Source organism: Salinimicrobium oceani (assembly GCF_012037645.1).
In genome coordinates, this window is sequence record NZ_JAAVJR010000001.1 from 110,343 (window position 1) to 127,052 (window position 16,710).

The 16,710-nt window shown below is 40.7% G+C and carries 13 protein-coding genes and 1 tRNA gene; 8 read left to right on the forward strand and 6 right to left on the reverse strand.

The annotated features are described in order from the left end of the window. Positions 1-108: 108 nt before the first annotated feature. From HC175_RS00450 to HC175_RS00460, 3 genes are all read right to left on the reverse strand, one after another. Complete coding sequence (locus HC175_RS00450; RefSeq protein WP_168136554.1) at positions 109-3,087, reverse strand: sensor histidine kinase; 2,979 nt, start codon at positions 3,085-3,087, stop codon at positions 109-111. Further along, the gene (locus tag HC175_RS00455; protein WP_168136555.1) at positions 3,065-3,817 is read right to left on the reverse strand and encodes a LytR/AlgR family response regulator transcription factor; all 753 of its coding nucleotides are present in this window, start codon (positions 3,815-3,817) and stop codon (positions 3,065-3,067) included. Before HC175_RS00455 ends, HC175_RS00450 begins: the two co-directional genes overlap by 23 nt. Before the next feature lie 237 nt (positions 3,818-4,054). Further along, positions 4,055-4,480 carry a CBS domain-containing protein gene (locus tag HC175_RS00460; protein WP_168136556.1) on the reverse strand — a complete coding sequence of 142 codons (426 nt, stop codon included), beginning with the start codon at positions 4,478-4,480 and terminating at the stop codon, positions 4,055-4,057. 175 nt (positions 4,481-4,655) lie between these two features. On the opposite strand from HC175_RS00460, the gene HC175_RS00465 reads away from it, so the two are divergent. Next, entirely contained in the window at positions 4,656-5,684 is a 1,029-nt protein-coding gene (locus tag HC175_RS00465; RefSeq protein WP_168136557.1) for a M28 family metallopeptidase, read from the forward strand. A gap of 171 nt (positions 5,685-5,855) precedes the next feature. On the opposite strand, the gene HC175_RS00470 is transcribed toward HC175_RS00465, so the two are convergent. The 3 genes from HC175_RS00470 to HC175_RS00480 all read right to left on the reverse strand — a co-directional run bounded on the left by HC175_RS00470 (position 5,856) and on the right by HC175_RS00480 (position 7,982). After that, positions 5,856-5,931 (reverse strand) — tRNA-His (locus HC175_RS00470). Between the two features lie 63 nt (positions 5,932-5,994). After that, entirely contained in the window at positions 5,995-6,711 is a 717-nt protein-coding gene (gene bshB1, locus HC175_RS00475; RefSeq protein WP_168136558.1) for a bacillithiol biosynthesis deacetylase BshB1, read from the reverse strand. Positions 6,712-6,809: 98 nt separating this feature from the next. Then, on the reverse strand, positions 6,810-7,982 hold the full coding sequence (locus tag HC175_RS00480; protein WP_168136559.1) for a trans-sulfuration enzyme family protein: 1,173 nt from the start codon (positions 7,980-7,982) through the stop codon (positions 6,810-6,812). Between the two features lie 128 nt (positions 7,983-8,110). On the opposite strand from HC175_RS00480, the gene hutI reads away from it, so the two are divergent. The 7 genes from hutI (at position 8,111) to HC175_RS00515 (ending at position 16,686) form a co-directional block, all read left to right on the forward strand. After that, positions 8,111-9,355 carry an imidazolonepropionase gene (gene hutI / locus HC175_RS00485; protein ID WP_168136560.1) on the forward strand — a complete coding sequence of 415 codons (1,245 nt, stop codon included), beginning with the start codon at positions 8,111-8,113 and terminating at the stop codon, positions 9,353-9,355. Beyond that, positions 9,349-10,338 carry a formimidoylglutamase gene (locus tag HC175_RS00490; RefSeq protein WP_168136561.1) on the forward strand — a complete coding sequence of 330 codons (990 nt, stop codon included), beginning with the start codon at positions 9,349-9,351 and terminating at the stop codon, positions 10,336-10,338. Before hutI ends, HC175_RS00490 begins: the two co-directional genes overlap by 7 nt. Further along, a complete protein-coding gene (locus HC175_RS00495) occupies positions 10,331-10,681 on the forward strand; it encodes a DUF1622 domain-containing protein (RefSeq protein ID WP_168136562.1) in 351 nt (116 codons plus the stop codon). The genes HC175_RS00490 and HC175_RS00495 overlap by 8 nt, the downstream gene beginning before the upstream one ends. A 3-nt stretch (positions 10,682-10,684) precedes the next feature. Next, on the forward strand, positions 10,685-11,143 hold the full coding sequence (locus HC175_RS00500; RefSeq protein WP_168136563.1) for a GNAT family N-acetyltransferase: 459 nt from the start codon (positions 10,685-10,687) through the stop codon (positions 11,141-11,143). 61 nt (positions 11,144-11,204) lie between these two features. Continuing rightward, a complete protein-coding gene (locus HC175_RS00505; RefSeq protein WP_168136564.1) occupies positions 11,205-12,005 on the forward strand; it encodes an MBL fold metallo-hydrolase in 801 nt (266 codons plus the stop codon). 60 nt (positions 12,006-12,065) lie between these two features. Continuing rightward, a complete protein-coding gene (locus tag HC175_RS00510; RefSeq protein WP_168136565.1) occupies positions 12,066-13,358 on the forward strand; it encodes a DUF2254 domain-containing protein in 1,293 nt (430 codons plus the stop codon). A gap of 262 nt (positions 13,359-13,620) precedes the next feature. Next, positions 13,621-16,686, forward strand: coding sequence for a ligand-binding sensor domain-containing protein (locus tag HC175_RS00515; RefSeq protein ID WP_168136566.1), 3,066 nt, complete (start codon positions 13,621-13,623; stop codon positions 16,684-16,686). Positions 16,687-16,710: the final 24 nt, after the last annotated feature.

The following is a 16,710-nucleotide window of genomic DNA, read 5'->3' on the forward strand; positions in this document are numbered from 1 at the left end:
TTATCCGGAGTTTTGGAAAACTGCCCTCTCTAATTTTTTGTAAACTTAGTGCTTATTTCATACCGGAAAAAAACCGTTTAGGGAACGTATGGATTTTAAAAGTTACCGTTAGATCTTTAGTTCAAGCAGGATGCTCGTTCCCCCATTCTTACTGGAGAGGATCTTAACCGACTTATCAACCTCATAACCCAGAAGTGCCAGTCTTTCCTTTACCAGATTTACTCCTTTAGACTTATGAAGTTTATTTGAGGTCTCAAAATTATATCCCACACCATTATCTTCGATCTTGCACTGTAAAATGTCATCTGCCAACTTTTGAAACTGAATATGAAGTGTTGGGTTTACTATACTCGTAGGAAAGGCGTGGACAAAAACATTTTCGATAAATGTTTGAAGGAGCATAGTAGGTATTTCAACGTCATAAATATCGATTTCTGAATCTACCTGCAACTTTACTTCTATTGCGTTATTAAATCTTGTGTTTTCCACTCTAATATAAGATTGCAGATATTCAATTTCTTCAGAAAGTAGAATTGTGGGTTTAGTGCAGTGATCGAGGTTAAGCCTTATCAATTTTGCAAAGTCACTTAAGAACCTGGTGGCGTTGTCAATATCGTTTTCTACAATGTAATATTGGATGGAATTCATCGCATTAAAGATAAAATGAGGATTCATCTGTGCCAGGAGCGCTTCCATTTTTGTTTCTTCAAAACGCTTTTGGATCTGACCTTTCTGTTCCTCAAATCTGTGAGTTTGTTCCAGCTGATACCTGTAAATGACCAAGGTTGCCACCACGATCAAGCTTGCAATAAAAAAGCCAAACCACCAGGTTTTCCAAAATGGAGGAAGTATAGCTAAGCTCAAAAGTGGCTGGCTATAGCTGAACCCTGTACTTTCGTCTAAAATTTTGACGTGAATATTATATTTGTCTGATGGTAATGAAGGCAGAAAAATTTCGGGACTCGAAGTAGGCAGGCTCCAGTTATCATTGCTACTTAAGCGATATTGATACTTGAGCTTCTGGGGAAATGGATGTGCGTTGGTGCTAAACTTTATTAAGATCGTATTTTCATCATGAGCCAGTTCAAGACGTTCATTAGTGTTCAACGGTCCCACAGAAATTTTACTGTTGTTTATATAGACCTCTTTAAGGTTTACCTCATCTATAAGGGCTTGAGATTCGATAACCGCATCGAGATCTATGTTATAAATGCCGTTTTTGCTACCTATAGATAATACACTTCCATTCACCTTGGCACTTAATAACGGCTGGTCCAGACCTTGCTCCTCATCTAAAAATATATATCTGTGTTCTTTATAGAGCGTTAATCCCTTTTCTGTTCCAATTAAGAGCGTGCCATCATAAGCTTTTAAAAAGGAAATGGTATTTCCATTTATTTTCGCCCGTGGAATTTTTTCCAGCAGAGTAAAAACATGATCATCATTTACAAGAAAAACGTCCCCGAACTCGTTCGAGATAGCAAGATTGTCTCCAACTGCAGTGATATGTTTTAGCTTTTTCTCCTGCCAGGCACCATTTTCTAAATAAGATTTAAACTTTCCCTTCTCCCAGGTATACAATCCCGAAAAAATAGAAAGAAAGTATGTTTTCTTCTTTTTTGAAAGACTATTCACCACCATGGTGGGTGTTAAGGGATCGTCTGGTTCAAAATAAGTATAATTAAAAGCATCCAGGTCATCATACAACCTCACTCCTCCATACGGGTGGGTTTCGATTAGTTTACCCTGCTCTGTAAAATTGATCTCTTCAGAATGTAAGGGTAAGTATCGCTCCAACTCTCCCGACTCCTTTACGACGAAGATCCCGATATTCGTATTTACCCAATACGATTGCTGTGCATCTTTAATGTCATAAAATTTAATATCCTCTGCCCTTGTGCTGTAATCCAGCTCATAAAAATGATCTTCAAGTTTGGGTAATGGCATTTTCGTTCTGGACACAAAGTTTTCCTGCCAGTTTTTAAAAAGCGGCAAAGAGATCTTTTTCCCAGCAGCTGTTCCTCTAATAAGAACCCCATCATCAAATAAAGTAGCTGCAGTATTTCCTGTTTTTGCAAATCCAAGAATATTTTTGCCTTCAATCTCATTGAATTTGATCTGGGGATTTAGTGCGATTTCAAAGAGGCCAGCATCTTTGGTACCTACATAGAGCCTTTCAAACTTTTGATCATAAGCCAGGGAAACCACCTCTTTGCTTGGAACTTCAAAGTCGGCCATTCTTGGGTTCATTTTCTGATCCTTCAGCTCATAGATTCCGCCATTTGCATCATATATTCCCCATGCTCCCGCAAAAATTTCATCATTAATTGTTTTTACATAGTCCCATATTATTGACTTTCCCATTCTTTTTTCTGAAGGCAAAGTTTTTTCATGAGTAAATTCGGCGAGGCTGTGCTTTAAGTAATATCCCTTATTACTACTGAAGATACTATCGTTATCTACCAGAACAGAGTAAATATATTTTTGTCCATTTACTTTAATAAGTTCAGGGCGGTTCAGGTCTATTCTGTAAACTCCTGAAATATAGGAAACCACATAAGTTTCACCCCGATATTCAAAGAAATTCTGAATTCTGAAAAGCTCATTTCCGGGCGGAGTTTCAGGAGTCCATACTTTGAAAGTGTTAATGTCTATTATTGAAACTCCATCACTGGTTCCCACCAGCATTTTATCTTCAAAAGCATAGAGCTTCGTAATTTCATTATGCACCAGGCCCTCCTGTTCAGCAATAACTTTAAAATTATAACCATCATAGACACTCACTCCCCCGCCATAGCTCCCAAACCAGATCTTTCCATTTTTATCTTCTTCAATGGCCCAGCAGCTATTCAGGGCCAGACCATCTTCCTCAAAAAAATATTTGAAAACTTCGTTCTCCTTTTTCACCACTCCGTTTTCAGTGCCTATCCAGAGAATATTATTGCTGTCAACAAGAATCGACCTTACGGCGTTATTGGGTAAGTCATTGGCTGCAGTGTAGTTTTTACTGGGAAAGTTCTGTGAAAAGGATAAATTGAACCAGAACAGGCAGAAGAAGAGAAACTTAATGATTTTGTATGAGGGCATGAATAAATTCTTCTTCTTTGCGAAAAGAAACAGGAAGTTTCTCACCATTGGTTAATTCTACTTCCTTGTTTGCCTTATGATATCTCACTACGTAATTGAGATTGATGACGTAAGTTTTATGAATTCTTAAAAAAGAATTTTCAGGAAGCACTTCCTCTACATACTTCAAAGTCTTGGTTGCCATCTTTGTGTAGCCATCAATCCTTTTTATACTGCAGTAATTGCTTTCGGCTTTACAATACAGGATCTGGTTAGAGTGGATGAGCTCAAAACCCTCAACAGTAGGAAAAGCGATTTTATTGACCTGTTGATCGTTCACATTAAGATTTTCAAGCAGCAGAGTGAGTCTTTTTTGTGCGAAACTGCCTTTATTCTTATTCTCGAATTTTTTAACAGCTTCAGAAAGCTCCAGAGTATTAATTGGTTTCAAAAGATAATCCAGCGCACTGCGCTTAATTGCCTTGATAGCAAACTGATTGTAGGCAGTAGTAAAGATCACTTCGAAGTTCACCACATCAAAGTACCTGAAAAGTTCAAACCCATTCTTTTCAGGCATCTGTATGTCCAGGAAAACAAGCTCTGGTTCATATTCCTTTATAGCGCGAACCCCGGCATCTACAGAATTACATTTCTCTACAATGTTGAATCTATTTGGGAAAGATCTGTTCAGAGTTTTCTCCAACAGGTTCTGGGCATTGATTTCATCATCAATAATTACTGCTTTTATCATGCAACAAAACTACAATTTAATGACAATTTAGATCTTTTCTTTTTTAGGAAGCCAAAGCTAAGATTAAAATGGAGGAACTCAATTTTTAGCACAATTGTTAAATGCAGGTTAAACAGGATGAAAAGGTATAAATTTGTAGGAATATTTAAATTATCTTGGTGAATCAAGCATTAGCCTGCAAGGGCACCACAAGTGAGAAGCGTATCCCCCTACAGTACTCTTCTCACTTTTTTGTTTTCACTCATTTCCTTCGTTTAGAAAATATCGAATTATATCAGTAGTAGTCACTATCCCTGTAAGACAGTCATCATCTACTACAGGCAAGGCATGAAATTCAAATTCAAGAAATAATTTTGCGGCTTCAGCTATGCTTGTTTCCGAAGAAATCCATTCCACTTTTCTCGTCATGATCTGTTCGATAGTAAACATGTCATAAACCGCGCTTTCCACCTCTTCCCCATTGGCATCAACTGCATCTGCAAAGGAAATACGAAGCAGATCATTAAGACTAATCATTCCAACTATGTGTTCATTTTCAACTACCGGAAGATGCCTTATATGATTTTTCTTCATTAAAGACTCTGCTGTTGACAAACTATCTGAAAGTGAAAGTCGCAGTATATTTTTTGTCATGATTTGAGAAACAGGAATATCTTTTTTCATGAGATAGATGTTTAAAGACCATAGATGAATTACTTTAAAAATACGATAAAATCCTCTTATTAAGCGCTATTAACATTGAAAATTGTCCACAACGGCTGGCAAGTTCCTTGTTCCTTTAGAGAGTATCAGAAAATCTGTTATCTTGCCAGACTTATTTAAAACTTCAAATTAAACCATGAAAAAAGTATTATTATTTTCTCTTACTGTGAGTCTTCTGGGATGTAAGGCTCAGCAGCCCGGGGATGTGGCCGACGCTAACCCCATGGAATATGCTAACACCATTACGGCAGGAGAACTAAAGGACCATTTGTACACTTTCGCAAGTGATGAATTTCAAGGACGCGATACAGGGGAACCAGGTCAAAAAATGGCAGCAGAATACCTTAAGAACGAATACAAGAAATTAGGAGTAGTTTCTCCTTTAGGGGGTGATGATTACTACCAGGAAGTTCCAGGTTCTTACTTTACACGCGGTGAGATCAAGGATACCGAGAACGTGCTTGCATACATTAAAGGCAGCAGTATTCCTGAAGAAATTTTAGTTATTTCTTCTCATTATGATCACGTTGGTGTAGACGATGAAGGCAATATTTATAATGGTGCCGACGATGATGGCTCGGGAACAGTAGCCATTCTGGAAATCGCCGAAGCATTTAAAAAAGCTCAGGAAGACGGGTACACTCCAAAAAGATCTGTTCTGTTCCTTAACGTTACTGGAGAAGAAAAGGGATTGGTAGGATCAAAGTTCTATTCTGAAAATCCTGTTTTCCCACTGGCCAATACCGTTGCCAATTTGAACATTGATATGATTGGTAGAATTGGAAAAGACATGGAGAACGCAGGAGATTATGTTTACCTTATTGGAAGCGATAAACTGAGTACCGAACTTCACGAGCTAAGTGAAGCAGTAAATGAAAAATACCTGAACCTTAACCTGGATTATACCTATAACGATGAAAATGATCCAAACAGATTTTATTACAGAAGCGACCATTATCATTTTGCAAAGAATGACATTCCCATCATCTTCTACTTTAATGGAGTTCATGAAGACTATCACCGTCCAACAGATACACCAGATAAAATAGAATATGATCTGCTTGAAAAACGTGCAAAACTGATCTTCCTTACAGCATGGGAAATTGCTAACAGAGAAACCAGGCCATTTGTAGACAAGCCTACATTAACTGAAGCTGCTGAATAACAGGTTCTTTAAAGAAAAAGCCTCCCAGATTCGATCTCGGGAGGCTTTTTTTTTAGTATAAATCTTGTCATTCTCGTTTCTTAAAACTCAGCTTCCTAAGCACTTTTCTTCTAAAAGAACGAACCAGCCACAAAAAAAAAGCTCCTCGTTTTCACAAGGAGCTTATAAAACGGGTGGAAGACCGGGTTCGAACCGGCGACCTCCTGAACCACAATCAGGCGCTCTAACCAGCTGAGCTACAACCACCATTTTAATCGGAGGCAAATGTAGTATAAATCCTTTTTTTTACAAAAGAAAAAAATCTCTTTTTTTACTTCAAATCGAATAAGGAATCTACCGCTATATAACGGCTGGAATTAAATCCTTCGGCATATTCCACCCCAGTTAGCCTACCTAAATCTCTGGCTCTGTAGGTGATACTGTCAAAAAAATTACTGCTGGAAATAGGCGTTTCGGGCTCGTTGCTGTTTTCATCAAAAAATTGAGAACGATATGCCTTGACAGCTGCTAACTTCTTATCCATAAATCCCGTAACATCTACAACTACATCGGGCTCCAGATTTTTCCACTGGATGTAATGAAATACCTGTCTTGGGCGCCAGGGTTTTTGTGAATTCCCGTTGTAGATAGTTTCAATTTTCCTTAATCCGCTTAAAAAACAAGCATCTGCAACCAGTTGTGCTCCTTTTGCATGATCTATATGACGATCATCAACTGCATTGCACAAAACAACATCGGGTCGATATCTTCGCAGCACCTTCATGATCTCCAGCTGGTGTGAAACATTGTTCACAAAGAAGCCGTCGCTAAATTCCAGATTTTCCCGAACTGCCACTCCTAAGATCTTCCCGGCCTCCTCTGCTTCCTTGTCTCTTATTTCGGCTGTGCCACGCGTGCCCAATTCGCCCCGGGTGAGATCAAGGATTCCCACCTTTTTTCCGCGGGAAATTTCTTTGGCAAGTGTCGCAGAGCAGCTAAGTTCTACATCATCTGGGTGTGACCCAATGGCTAGTATATCTAATTTCATTTTTTAATTTGTCTGTCTTTAATCTTTATTCCTGTAATTTCCACCGATATCTGTTCAACGCCCCTTTAAGATTCAATTGAAAACTTCCATCTTTTGTGCTATAGGCGAATATCCAGCATATCTTTTCGGGTTTCCTCGAGCGCCTGTTCTATATCGGCAATGAGATCTTCAGTTTCCTCGATGCCCACAGAAAATCGCATGAGGTTATCGCTTATCCCCTGCTCCTGTCTTTCTTCAGGACTAAGAAGCGCATGTGAAGTTTTAGTTGGAGATAAGATGGTAGATTCTACCCCGGCAAGACTCATAGAAGGTTTGATAAGCTTCAGGTTCTTCATGAAAGTGGAAGCATCTAGCTCCTTCAACTCGAAGGAAAGCATTCCTCCAAATCCTTTCATCTGTTTTTTTGCAAGCTCGTGATCTTTATGGGAGCTGAGGCCTGGATAATAAACTGTTTTCACAAGCTCATGCTGCTCAAGAAACTCGGCCAGCTTCTGTGCATTCTCACTTTGCGCCCTTACTCTAATCCCCATGGTTTTTATACTTCTTTCCAGCAACCAGACTGTGTAGTCACTCAAACTCCCCCCTAAATTCTTGGCAAGCTGAAAGATCTTGTTGATCTTTTCTTCTGAAGCTATCACCGTTCCGGCAAGGATATCACTGTGGCCGCCCATATATTTTGTTGCCGAATGTATAGTCACGTCGATCCCAAAATCCAGCGGGGTCTGATTGACGGGTGAAGCAAAAGTATTATCTATCATGCTCACCAGCCCCTTCTTCCTGCACAAATTGGCTATGGCTTCAAGATCGGTAATGGTGAGAAGTGGATTTGAAGGTGTTTCAATATAGATCACTTTCGTATTTTCCCGAATTTCCTTTTCAAAGGCTTCGATAGACAAATTTTGTGTAAAACTGAATGCTATCCCGAATTTCTCGAATTCCTCTGTAACCAGGTTACTCGTCCCGCCATACAGCGTTTTTTGTAGCACCACATGGTCTCCCTGTTTCAGAAAAGCGAGTAGAGAAGTACTAACGGCTGCCATGCCGCTGCCAAAGATCAATGCGGCTTCCCCGTGCTCTAAGGCTGCCATCTTTTGGGCCAGCGCCTTCTGGTTTGGAGTATTGAAATAGCGCGGATAGCGCTTTGTCTCTACATCTTCAAAAGCATAAGAAGTAGACATGTATAATGGTGAAACTGCTCCCTTGAACTGCTCATCCTTAAGCTCTCCCACGTGGGTGCAAATGGTATTTAATCCCGGTTTTTTTCTGGTCATGATCGTTAAAAAAATTCTTCCCTAAGGTAAAAATAAATCCTGAAAATGAAGAGGCTTCAAAAATGCCATTTTTGACACCTCTTCCTGGAATTTCCTGCAATTTCTCGCTACTTTTCTATCTTTACCCTATGAAAACTTTATTTAAGAACGTTAAGCAGCTCATACAAGTGCGGGAAGAAACTCTGCAACCTTTAAAAGGTAGCGAAATGCAGGAACTTCCGGTACTGGATGATGCCTGGTTACTTGTTGAAGACGGAAAGATCGCAGACTTCGGAGCTATGGATACACTTCCCGATTTTGAAGAGGTCATGGAAATTGATGCCTCCGGAAAGATGCTGCTTCCCGGCTGGATCGACTCACATACTCATCTTGTGTATGCCGGAAATCGGGAGCAGGAATTTGTAGACCGCATTAACGGCCTCACCTACGAGGAAATAGCCGAAAAAGGTGGCGGGATCGTTAATTCTGCTAAGAAACTTCAGGAAACTTCTGAAGGTGACCTTTACCTGCAATCGGCTAAACGTCTTGAAGAGGTGATGAAGATGGGAACTACGGCAATAGAGATCAAATCTGGTTACGGTTTAACTACCGAAGCCGAATTGAAGATGCTGCGGGTCATTCAGAAATTAAAGCGCAACTACGATCTTCCTATTAAATCAACTTTTCTTGGAGCTCACGCCCTTCCGCCAGAATATAAGGAAGACAAAGAAGCTTACATAGACCTGCTCATCAACGAAATGATGCCGAAAGTTGTGGAAGAAAACCTGGCAACATATGTGGATGTTTTCTGCGAGAAAGGATATTTTTCGCTGGCAGATACCAGGAGGATCCTCAAAGCCGGTCGGGACTTGGGATTAACTCCGAAGATACATGTCAACCAGTTCAATGCCATAGGCGGAATACAGGCAGCCGTTGAAAATAATGCCCTCTCTGTTGATCATCTCGAAGTACTTTACCCTGAAGATATAGAAGCCCTTAAAGAGGGAGAAACCATGCCTGTTGCGCTTCCCTCCTGCTCGCTTTTTCTCGGCATCCCTTACACCCCTGCCCGAGAGATCATTGACAGCGGCTTGCCATTAGCGCTGGCTACAGATTATAATCCCGGTAGCACGCCCAGCGGCAATATGAATCTTGTGGTTTCCCTGGCCTGCATCAAAATGAAGATGAATCCGGAGGAGGCGATCAATGCAGCCACTGTGAATGCTGCTTACGCAATGGGCATTCTCGATACTCACGGCAGCATTACAAAAGGCAAAGCAGCCAATCTCATTCTCACAGAAGCCATTCCTTCCTACGGGTTCCTCCCTTATTCATTTGGTGCCAATCATATTGATTCGGTTTATATTAACGGTAAAAAAGTGCAGGGATGCTAAAGCTTTTTTCTGAAAGAGATATCGCAAAATTAGTCTCAAAGCGACCTGGAGAAACAAAACTTGGAGAAAGGATCAATTTTCTTCAGGATCTGGAAAGCCTTGAAAAAATCTCTGCAAAATTTGTCATTTTTGGAATCCCGGAAGATATCGGGGTTCGGGCTAACTTCGGAAAACCCGGAGCCGCAACTGCATGGGAAGATTTTTTGAGATCGTTCCTGAATGTTCAGGAAAACGATCATAATTCGGGGGAGGACATCCTGCTGCTAGGGGAAGTGAAAACTTCAGAAGCAATGGAAAAAGCCGGAAATATTGATGCTGCCGATCCCAATTATTTTCAGAAGCTGGGAGATCTCGTCGCACAGCTCGATTCCGCAGTAAGTGAGGTGGTCAAAAAAGTGATCTTAGCCGGCAAATTTCCTGTGATCATTGGCGGCGGACATAACAATGTGTATGGCAACTTAAAAGGTGCTGCCTCAGCTTTTGGAAGGCCGGTGAATGTTCTCAACATCGATGCGCACACAGATCTTCGCACCACAGATTATCGCCACAGCGGAAATGGATTTAGCTATGCTCTCAAAAATGGCTTTTTGAAGAGGTATTCCGTTTTCGGCTTACATAAAAATTATACGCCTCAATACATTTTTGATAAGAACCAGGAACTGGAAGATATGAACTTCAGTTTTTTGGAGGATCTGACTTCTGACAATTATAAATCAACTTTAGCTGAAAATTTAGACTTCGTAAAGTCCGAAAAATTTGGTCTGGAACTGGATTGTGATGTGATGGAAAATTTTCCGAGTAGTGCTGTTTCTCCTGCTGGGCTTAGCATAAACCAGGTTCGGAAACTTCTGCAGGTAGTGGCAAAAGAAAAAAATTGTTGTTATCTTCATATTTGTGAAGCCATGGCCAGCAGTCATTTTGCTTCTGGTAAGGCTTTAAGCTATTTCGTGACAGATTTTATAAGAGAGAGAAGATATGCATGAAAATATACAGGTTTATGTCAACTGGGCAGCTTTAATTATTGAATTTACAGGGGTTCTGGTGATGATCATCGGACCTTTTTTTGCGCTGTACAGATATTTCTTTAATGAACATGAAGATGGCAGTACTTACCGCACCTTTCGGCATGATTTGGGAAAGGCAATTCTTTTAGGCCTGGAATTTTTAGTAGCTGGTGATATTATTGCCACAGTGAGTACAGCGCCAACTATGGATAATGTGCTGGTGCTGGGATTAATTGTGCTTATAAGAACTTTTTTAAGTCTTTCTTTGCAGGTAGAACTGGAGGGCAAATGGCCCTGGCAAAAAAGACAAATAGGAGATTAGTTCATGGAGATCATTTCATTTGAACCCAGGTACGCCAAAGATTTCAAAGATTTGAATATTGAGTGGCTGGAGAAGTTTTTCTGGGTAGAACCTCATGATGAGGAAGTATTAGGGCAACCTGAAAAGTATATCATCAAACCCGGCGGTAACATCTTTTTTGTTAGAGAGGAAGAGAATATTCTCGCCACTGTTGCACTCATGAAAATGGATACCGGAGTTTTTGAACTCACTAAAATGGCAGTAACTCCTGCAGCCCGAGGAAAGAACATCGGTCAGCAGCTTATGAAGCACACCCTTGATTATGCTAAAAACAGGGGCTGGAGCAAACTTGTCATCTATTCCAGCCGCAAACTACACAACGCCCTGCATATCTATGAAAAGTATGGGTTTAGGGAAATCCCTATAGAAGCAAACAATCCATATGCTCGCGGGGACATCAAAATGGAATTACTACTTTCTTAAAGTACTATTAAAGCAGTGGTAAAAAGCTAGAGTTTTAGGTAGTTTTATGAAAATTATAATCATGAAACGACTTAGTTTATTACTTTTTGCAGGTTTTATCATAGTGGGATGCCGAAATAATTCTGAAGAAACAGACGGCACTGTTCCACAGGAGGAAGCTGCAGCAGCGAGGGATACTATGGAGACTGCCCAGATAGACATTCAGCCTGTCTCCCATGCTTCGGCAGTTATTAAGTGGAACAACACAACGATCTATGTCGATCCAGTGGGCGGTGCCGAAGCGTATGCCGAAAAGGACAGCGCAGATATCGTTTTAATTACAGATATCCATGGAGATCACCTGAATCCTGAAACACTGGGTAATCTAAAGATCGGGAACGTGATGATCATTGCGCCTCAGGCTGTAAAAGACCAGCTCCCTGATTCTCTGGCCACAAAGGTGAGGGTGATGAATAACGGCGAAAAACGCAACGAGCTCGGTTTTTCAATAGAAGCAATCCCCATGTACAACTTACGGGAAGAGGCTAAACAGTTCCATCCAAAAGGCCGGGGAAATGGATATGTGCTTGAAAATGAAGGCAAGCGGTTATACATAGCCGGAGACACCGAAGATATTCCTGAAATGAGAAATCTCAAAGATATTGATATTGCCCTTGTCCCCATGAACCTGCCTTACACCATGCCAGTCGAGAAAGCCGCTGAAGCAGTGATTGAATTTGGACCAGACAAGGTGTATCCTTATCATTTTAGAGGCCAGGATGGAAAAGCAGATGTCAACAGGTTCAAACAGCTGGTCAACGAAGGAAATGATGATGTAGAAGTAATTCTTGCCAACTGGTATCCGGAAGATGCCCAGGAATAATGCTCCAAAAATGACATTTTTGACCCCGCTCTCAAGGCGGGGTTTTTTATCTTGATCTAAATGAAAACTATCTTTTCCAGCCTCTTTTCTTTCTACCGTAACATTAAGAGCAAAATTGCCTTTTACCCTTCCCTGTTTGCCCTTTCTGGTTTGGTGTTTGCCTTTCTTATGATGTACCTCGAAGAAAGAGGAATTTCCGGTTACCTGGTGGAGAACATCCCGGTGCTGGTTGTCAACAATGGAGATACTGCTCTAACCATTCTTAGTGCGTGTATTACCGGTTTGATCTCTATGATGGTCTTTAGCTTTTCAATGGTGATGGTCCTCTTGAACCAGGCCTCTACAAATTATTCCCCACGCCTGCTGCCGGGCTTGATCTCAGATCATAAACACCAGATCATCCTTGGAATTTACCTGTCGAGCATCCTTTACTGTATCTTCATTTTATTCTCAATCCAGCCAACGGGAGATCAATACCAGATTCCGGGATTCTCTGTTCTTGTAGGCATTCTTTCAACGGTAATTTGCATATATGCTTTTATATATTTCATTCACACCATTTCTCAAAGTATCCAGATAACATTTATCCTGGATAAGATCTACATTTCGGCGAAAAGGAGAATGAACGTGCTTTTAGAGCGGGAAAAAGATGCTCCCACCGTCTTTCCAGATTCTTCAGGATGGTATAGCTATAACAATGAGTTCAGTGGCTATTTCAGAGATATCGATAGAGAAAATATCATAGAATTCTGCAAGGAAAAAGGTACAATGATAGAGATCCTTCCTGTAAGAGGAATGTTTGCACTGGAAGGCATACCCATGTTCCGCAGTAAAAAGGAACTAAATCGGGATGAGGTCAGCCAATTTTTTACGTATTTCCATTTTGCAAGAGAAGAATTAGTGAGCAATAATTATGTGCTGGCCTTTAAACAGATCGCCGAAGTGATTGCAAAAGCGATGTCACCAGGGATCAATGATCCCGGTACTGCTCTCAATGCTATAGATTATCTAACGGAATTACTAAGACTGAGAATGCTCAAAAGTGACCATTCCTATATTTGTGAAGACCAAAAGATCTTTGCCTGCGAACGTGCAGTACATTTTGAAGAGCTGCTTTACACGCTTCTCGCCTCGATTCGCACCTATTGCAAACATGACATAGTGGTGGTACAGAAGCTGGGCGCGATGTTCCAGTATTTACAGAAACAGAAATTCAAAGAGGCTACCTATCCCGCAACTCTTAAAACTGAAGCTGAACGACTACTGCGTGACGCTCAGGAAGTGCTGGATAACAAATCTGATCTCGATATTATTTCTGAAATGGCCACCAGGCTGAAGATTGCATTAGAATAATTGATGAACTTCCTTAAAAGCAGCAGATGTTTTGATAAAACCTGCCTGAAAAATATGCTCCAAAAATGACATTTTTGGAGCCCTATTATTCCTCGCTTCTCCTAAGGTAGACGGAATTATTAGACCTGAACATTTTATAGGAAAAAGATCTTGCTTCAGAAAAGTGCCAGGAAAATTATAATTCCTCCTCTATTTTAATTAGTTTTAAAATCTGCGTCAAAACTTGGAACATAAACTTCCTTGGTAACCAGGCGATTAGTCAATGATCAAAAATGTTTTATTAGTTTTTACAATATGCTTTAGTTTCGTTGTCCAATCTCAAAATCTTAAACTTCCCCTACAAGATACTTTAAGAGTATCACAAATTGCGCAACAAGAAGGCCTTTCTCAGCTCAACGTTTTGCAATTTGATTTTGATGAAAACGGATATTTGTGGGCAGGAACCGAAGATGGCCTCAACAGGTTCAATGGGAATGCTATGAAAGTGTTCTCCCAGAACTACCTGAATGGCTATGGACTCACCGATGATCACATTCGCGGACTTTTTTACAGCAATGATACGCTTTGGCTTGGCACCAATACCCATTCTCTTCAAGCTTATATTCCTTCCAGGGATGAATTCATCCATTTTAAGGAAACGGAGATAATCACTGCAGATCCTTCTCTGAGTTATGCCCACGGAATTTTTGAATTGAACAGCCAGTACCTGCTCGTTAGTACTTTAAAGAACGGCTTGTTGGTGGACAGGAAATTGAGGGAGCTACATAGAATCCCACTTCCCGAAATTTCTGCCAATGATTATATTCTGAGTATTTTTCAGAGATCAGAGAATGTTTTCTGGGTGGGCACCTACTTCAATGGAGTACTGGAACTGGACCTGGAAAGGAGAGTTTTCACCAACCTTGCCCATTTTGACGCCCTCGATAATGATCCAGTGCAGGCATTTCAGAAAGCAGAGAGAGGACAGCTATTAATAGGTACTCAAAAAGGGCTTTTTTCCTATGCTCTTGATAATGGAGAATTGGCGCCAATTCCGCAGCAACAGGAAGATGGGGTGCGATGTTTCTTTAACTGGAATGAAGAATATTACCTCATGGGAGTCACCCACGGCATAAAATTCCTCCATAAAGAGACTTTAAAGACAAAACCAGTGGTACTGGCAGGATTTGAAAAGGAGATCTATTCACCTGTTGAGATCCTGCAGATCAAGCAGGATTCCACCATGGGCATCTGGTTAGGCTCCCAGGGAAAAGGTTTGTTCTATTATCACCCCGCCCGCCAAAAATTCACTCCTAAACGCATTGATCTGAAAGATGAACCTGAAAAGGAATTCATTAGCATTTTTAATTTTCTGCGGGAAAAGGACACGCTCTGGATGACCACCACCATTGGATTTGTAAAACACGAACTTAAAAACGGAAACTATAAACTTTATCGTAAAGACAGGCTTGGATATACACTTATCAAAGATCAACACGGGCAGATATGGGGAGGCGGCTTTGATCAAGGGCTCGAAAAATATGATCGTGATAAAGATAGATTCATTGAGGTCACCCCCTTCACCTCTATTCCAGACCGCGACGTCGCCGAAATCATTCCCGTATCCAGAGACAGCCTTTGGGTAAGCACCTGGTCTTCGGGCATATTCTCTGTAGATCTTGAAAGCTATGCGTCCCGCCCAGTAAAGATCATGGGCAAGGACCTGTACAGATCCAGAGCCTCATACATTGATAAAGATGGATCCATTTGGCTGGGCGCCGATGATGGCCTCTACCATATCACTCCCAAAACCACCACAAAATATGAACACAGACCTGAAGAAGTTAATTCTTTAAGTAACAACAGAGTTTTCAGCATTACTAAAGATGAATTGAACAATTTATGGATAGGCACGGCCAAGGGTTTGAACAAGCTGAATCTCGAAACCGGTGAGATCACACAATACCTGGAACAGCCTGGGTTACCCAACGATTTTATATACGGAGTGCTTACAGATGAGAACAATGACGTTTGGGTGAGTACGAACAGAGGATTATCCAAACTGGACCAACCAGGTGAGACATTCACAAATTTCACTGAACAAGATGGTTTGCAGAATAACGAGTTCAATGGAAAGGCAGCTTATAAGGACAGCCTGGGCTATCTCTATTTTGGTGGGATGAATGGATTTAATGTTTTCCATGCAGATAGTATTCCGGTTAATCAGCATGTCGGGAAAACCATTATTGAAAACGTGGAGCTTTTCGGAAATCCTATTGAAAAGAACATTATCTATGCCGATACACTTTCTTTAAATTATGATGAGAATGTGATCACCTTCAATTACACCTCTCTTAATTTCTTGCTTCCGGAGAAAAACAGGTACCAGTTCAAAATGCTGGGCTTCGACAAGGAATGGAGGCCCATTACAAAAGAAAGAACCACAACTTATACCAACCTTAACCCCGGCACCTACACATTTATGGTCAAGGGAAGTAACAATGATCTGGTGTGGGGACAACCAGATAGTCTAGTCCTTACCATACGAGCGCCCTGGTTTGATACTACATTTTTCAAACTGTTTCTCATTTTTGCAGTATTGCTTCTTATTACGGCTATTTATCTGTTCAGGTATAATCAAAAGAAGGCCGAAAACCTGCGGCTCCAAAGAATGGTAGAGGGAAGAACCTCTGAACTTAAGAAATCCAATGAAGACCTGAATGTTGCCATGAAGCTTTCAAAGGAGCAAAATGAGAACATTGCTTTCCTGATGCAGGAATTGAATCACCGGGTGAAAAATAACCTGCAGCTCATTGCTAGTTTACTGGACATTCAAAAGGAAAGTATCAATGACGAACTGGCAAAAAATAATCTTCAGGCAGCTCAGAATCGACTCTTTACCATTGCTACAATCCATGACCTGCTGAGTGGAAAAAGGCCCGAAGAACATTTCAAACTGGACGAATTTGTATCGACATTGGCAAATGAGCTGGTGCGCTTTATGGGTGCCGGGGTACAATTGAGCTTTAACCTCCATAGTATGGAAGTACATAAAAAGTGTATAACACCTTTGGGGATCATTATTAATGAACTCGTAACCAACAGCCTTAAACATGCCTTTCCTGCGAATCAGGAAAGTAAACACCTTTGGATCTCCCTTACAAAGAAGAAATCTTTTATAGAACTGGAATATAAAGACAATGGAATAGGAATATCAAAAGAGCTGCGGGAAAGTAAAAATTCTCTTGGCTTTGATCTCATAGAGAATCTTGCAAGGCAATTAAAAGGCAGAATGGAAATAAAAAGAACTAAGAAGGGCACCCATATAATTGTCCTTTTTGAATGCTAAGGTTCAAGAGATTACGTAATTTGG